Source organism: Protofrankia sp. Cj3, from assembly GCF_917627355.1.
Lineage (GTDB): Bacteria > Actinomycetota > Actinomycetes > Frankiales > Frankiaceae > Protofrankia.
In genome coordinates this window covers 10,858-15,722 of sequence record NZ_CAKJTR010000026.1, presented here as the reverse complement: position 1 = coordinate 15,722, position 4,865 = coordinate 10,858, and the positions used below count along the sequence as shown (strand labels likewise).

The following is a 4,865-nucleotide window of genomic DNA, read 5'->3' as shown; positions in this document are numbered from 1 at the left end:
GGCTCGTCAGTCGCCACCCACCACCTCCGGTGGCTCCCTCCACCGCCTCGCGATGCATGCACCCCAGTCCCACTCCTTGATCCACACCCCTATTGCCGGGCGCTCTTATCCGGTCGATCTTCAATCGCGCGGACCAGCGGCCTGCGGACGCCCCGTCGTTTCGGATCGTATGGGGGCCTGTTGTCCACAATCGCGCGGGCGGCTGATTTGTCAACGAACTGTCAAGTTCTGGAAACCTGCTCGTGGTGGCTTTTTTATGCGGCAGTATCAGGTTCGTGCCCGAGGCGGGGGGAATCGACGCTGAGCAGGTGGTCCGGCGGGACCCGGACTTCTTGATTTCTTATGCTCAGAACGACCAGCGGTGGGCGGAGTGGATCGCCTGGCAGCTGGAGGATGTTGGTTACCGGACGCTGATAGAGGCCTGGGACGGTGTCCCTGGAACGCACTGGGTGGCGGGCATAGGTGCGAGCGCCACATGCGCGCGGCGCGTGATCCTGCTGCTTTCGAAGGCCCATGTGCATGTGATGCGGGCATATGGCGTGAAGTCCGCTTTGGATGGTGACCAGGACGGGTCTGACCGCAGGCTTGTACCGATCAAAGTGGAGGACTGCTCCGTACCACCGGAAATCAGCCACATCAGATCAATAGACCTGTTCGGGCTGCCGGCCGGCGAACCGCCGCACGGCGTCGCGCGGCGGCGGCTGCTTGCCGGCATCGAGAGCGCTTTGGCCGGCCGGGGGAAACCCGGTCGCGCGCCTATGCTTCCGGGCCAGGCGCGATCGATGCCCGAGCCGCCCTTCCCCACCCCCGGTAAGCCGTTCGGCGATATGGGCCGGGTGGTCGTGGAAAGCGTGGCGGCCGACGATCCGGCGGGGTCGGAGGCGTTTGTCGGCCGGGGTGCTGAGCTGGCGAAGTTGATGGGGCTGCTGGCGTCGGCCGGGGCCGGGGCCAGATCCGGCACCGGCGCGCGGCTGGCCGCGGTGGTGATCGGACCGGGCGGGACGGGAAAGACGGCGCTGGTACGCCGCGCCGCCGCTCACGCGGTGGGCAAGGGCGGGTTTTCCGGTGGCGCCTTCATCGTTGACATGCAGGGTTACGGCCGCCATCCGGGGATCGGCGCGGATCAGGTTTACCGTCCTTTACTTGTCGCCCTTGACCGGGCTCAGGAGCTCCCCGCCACGCTCGGCGAACAGGCCGCGGTTTACTACCGCATGCTGGCTGAACAGGCCAAAGCCGGAAAACCGGTACTACTGGTGCTCGATAACGTCTCGCATGTGGATCAGATTGCCGCCCTGCTGACCGAGCACCCGGCCCATCGGGTATTGGTGACGTCCCGAAGGAACGTTTTCGATCTTGTTGACCGTCAGGTCGTCAAGCTGGGTGCTCTCGCCCCCTCGGACGCGGTAAAGCTCCTCGGCCGTGTGCTTTGCGATCGTGACCCGTCCGACCAGCGAGTGGTCCAGCAGCGTGGCGCGGCTGACGAGCTGGCCACACTGTGCGGATGGTGGCCCCTCGCCCTGCGTATCGCCGGCACGCTGCTGGCTGACAGCCCGCGGCTGGCTGTGACCGACCTGGTCGCCGACCTCGCTGACGTCCCCGTCCCGGTTGTCTGTCCGGACGATATTGTCTGTCCGGACAATGACGAGAGGCTGCTGGCGCCGATCCTCACGCTTTCCTGGGAGCGCATGGTACGTCATGACCCGGCCGCGGCTGAGTTGTTCTGGCTGCTACCGGTCAATCCCGGCGCGGAGATATCGACTGAGGCCGCGGCTGCGCTGGTTGGTTGGCAGCCGTGGCGGGCAAGTTGGAAACTGCGCACGTTGCAGCGGGCCCATCTGGTCAGGCCCGCCAACGCCCCGGGGCGTTGGCGGATGCATGATGTGGTCGCCTCGTACGCCGCCCAGCGGCTCCCCAGGCCTCCCTCGTTGCCCGCCAGTGGCGCTGACGCCCGTGCGCACGCATTTGACCGGCTGCTTTGCTACTACCAGACACAGGCCGCCGATATGGCGCGGCGAGCGGGATGGTTCCTGCTGCGCCACAGCCGGCCCGCTGCTGCCTCACGAGTACCGCTCGGCTGGGAAGCACGCCAGCAGGCGTTGGCCTGGTTCACGGTCGAGGAGCCGAATCTGCTCGGCTGCATCGAGTATGCCGCGCGGCTCGATCGTCGCGCGGTCGAGCGGGGCCGCGGTTCGGCGCTCATAGCCCGTGTCGAAGCGGTGACCGGCCGCCCATTAAGCCAGCTAAGCCCATTAAGCCCATTAAGCCCATTAAGCCGGATGGGAGATGCCTGGAGCTGGCGGTGGACTGTCGGTGGCCGGCGGCGAACTGTCTGGCATCGACAACAGATGGTAGTTGCCCTGATTGATGCCATGGCGGGCTATCTCCGTAACAACGGGCCGTGGGAGAACGCGGCGGAACTGCACCACCTGGCCGCTGACGTCGCCGAACGGTGTGGTGACGCGCGCGCCCGGGGCATCGCGCTCAACGACCTCGGGATCACCTACCGCCTGTTGGGCCATCAGCGACAGGCGGTGGAGATCCTGGCGGACGCCGTCGAGCTGTTTCGTCGGCTTGACCGGTTCCAGCGCCTGGGCCTACCGGTGGGTGGTACCCGCGCGGCCCTGCTCGGCCAGGCCAACGCGCTTCACGAGATGGGCATCGTCCACAACGAGGGTGAATCCTACGAGGATGCGCTCAAGCTGTTGGAAGAGGCGCTGCGGCTGTATCGTGAGGTTGCCGATGAGATTGGCGTCGCCAATGCGTCCAAGAACCTCGGTGTCGCTGTCTTCAATGTCGGCTGGTCCGTCGGGAGGAAGGATCCCGCGATGCGGGACGCGGCGCGCGAACTGTTGAACGAAGCGTTGCGTCAGTATGACACAATCAATGACAATCTCGGGGTTGCTGAGGTCCGCAACCACCTGGGCCGATTGTGGCTGAAGTCTGGCGCACCCGACCGGGCGCGCGACGAATTCGACGGCGCCCGGAAGCTGGCGGTGCGGGCGGGCAGCCGGCTCGAGGAAGCCAGGGCATGTCGGGGCATCGGTGAGTGCCAGGCGAGTGGTCACGACTACGCCCAGGCCATCTCCTCGTTTGAACACGCTCGGGACGGCTATTTCAGCGTCGGCGCCGGCAAGGACCTGGATGACGTCAGGGAGCGGCTGGCGGCTCTTCGGGGTGGCCCGCCGCTCGATACTCGTTAAATCGTCTCAGCGCGGTCCGGGTGATTTCCTCCGGTGCGGCGGAGGCGTCGACCACGGTGCCTCTCTCGTCGGGAAGCAACGGTTCCAACGTCTGAAGCTGCGAGTCCACCAACGACGCCGGCATAAAATGGCCGTGTCGGCTGGCCACCCGTTCGACGGCGAGCGCGCGGTCGATATCCAGGTGAAGAAACCACGCGTCAGGGTACGCCTCGCGCAGCCGGTCCCGGTACTGGAACCTGAGCGCGGAGCACGACACCACCCCGCCCTTGTCGGTGTTCACCTGATCCCGGATCCAGGCCGCGATGGCAGCCAGCCACGGCCGCCGGTCGTCGTCGTCAAGCGCCTGCCCGGCCATCATCTTCGCGACGTTGGCCGGCGGATGGAACGAGTCGGCCTCCGCATAGACGACACCCAGCCGCTCCGCGAGCAGGTGGCCGATCGTGGTCTTCCCGCTGCCAGCCACTCCCATTACCACGGCGATCGGCTGCGAGATGCTTGCGGACCGGGTCATCCGTATTCTCCTGGGCGCGGTTGCGAGGAGCGCACGCTGGCGGCTGGAGAGCGCACGTTAGCAGATGCGGGGGAGCTGTTCGCCGACGAGCATGTCGACGATGCGGGTGCCGCCCAGCAGGGTGCGCATGACGACCCGGCCGGGATGGGCGGCGACGACGGTACCGAGGCGGGTGGCGTCCCGGCCCTCGGGCAGGGCGCGCATCGCGGCCAGCACGGCGTCGGCGACCTCGGGCGCGAGGACGGCGACGAGGCAGCCTTCGTTGGCGACGTGCAGCGGGTCCAGGCCGAGGATCTCGCAGGCGGCGGCCACCGCGGCCGGGATGGGCACGGCCTGTTCCTCGATCTCGATCCCGGCCCCGGACGCGGCGGCGATCTCGTTCAGCGCGGACGCCACACCGCCGCGGGTGGGGTCGCGCATCGCGCGCAGCCCCGCGTCACCGCCCGCCACCATGGCCGCGACCAGCCGGTGCAGGGGACGGGTGTCCGAGGTGATCTCGCTGTTGAAGCCGAGGGACTCCCGGGCGCTCAGGATGGCCGTGCCGTGCGCGCCGAGCGGCCCGGAGAGCACGATGACGTCCCCGGGGCGGGCGGAGCCGGCCGAGACACGTGCGCCGGGCAGGCGGCGGCCGATCCCGGTCGTGGTCACGAAGATCCCGTCCGCGGCACCGCGACCGACGACCTTGGTGTCTCCGGTGACGACGGGCACGCCAACAGCGGCCGCGGCCGCGCCGACCGAGGCTGTCACCCGCCGTAGATCCTCGAGTGGAAAACCCTCCTCGATGACGTAGGCGACGGCCAGGGCAAGCGGGCTGGCGCCCATCATCGCCAGATCGTTGACGGTCCCGTGCACGGCCAGCGAGCCGATGTCACCGCCGGGGAAGAAGAGCGGGCTCACCACGAAGGAGTCGGTGCTCAGCACCACTGTCGTGCCGTCGATGTCGAGCACGGCCGCGTCCTCGGGAACGCCGGCCGGCGCGGCCGCGCCGAGGGCCGGGAGGAGCACGTCATGCAGGAGCCCGGCGGACAGCTGCCCGCCGCTGCCGTGGCCGAGCATGACCTTCTCGGTCTCCGCCAGCGGCAACGGGCAGCTGGCGCCGGTCAGGTCGGTGGCGGCCGGGCTGAGGATGCTGGGACCGGGGACGGCTGGGCTGG

The 4,865-nt window shown here is 68.3% G+C and carries 3 protein-coding genes; 1 reads left to right on the top strand and 2 read right to left on the bottom strand.

The window, feature by feature from the left end; translation table 11 throughout:
• Positions 1-275 precede the first annotated feature (275 nt).
• The gene (locus MJ783_RS05715; protein ID WP_239308875.1) at positions 276-3,200 is read left to right on the top strand and encodes a TIR domain-containing protein; all 2,925 of its coding nucleotides are present in this window, start codon (positions 276-278) and stop codon (positions 3,198-3,200) included.
• Here MJ783_RS05715 and MJ783_RS05710 read toward each other — a convergent pair.
• Complete coding sequence (locus tag MJ783_RS05710; RefSeq protein ID WP_239308874.1) at positions 3,148-3,711, bottom strand: gluconokinase; 564 nt, start codon at positions 3,709-3,711, stop codon at positions 3,148-3,150. The two genes, MJ783_RS05715 and MJ783_RS05710, sit on opposite strands and share 53 nt — an antisense overlap.
• Before the next feature lie 57 nt (positions 3,712-3,768).
• On the bottom strand, positions 3,769-4,839 hold the full coding sequence (hypE, locus tag MJ783_RS05705) for a hydrogenase expression/formation protein HypE (protein WP_370651454.1): 1,071 nt from the start codon (positions 4,837-4,839) through the stop codon (positions 3,769-3,771).
• Positions 4,840-4,865: the final 26 nt, after the last annotated feature.

Coding starts and splice junctions, on each gene's coding strand:
- MJ783_RS05710 (WP_239308874.1), bottom strand. CDS start 3,711: ATGACCCGGTCCGCAAGCATCTCGCAGCCGATCGCCGTGGTAATGGGA.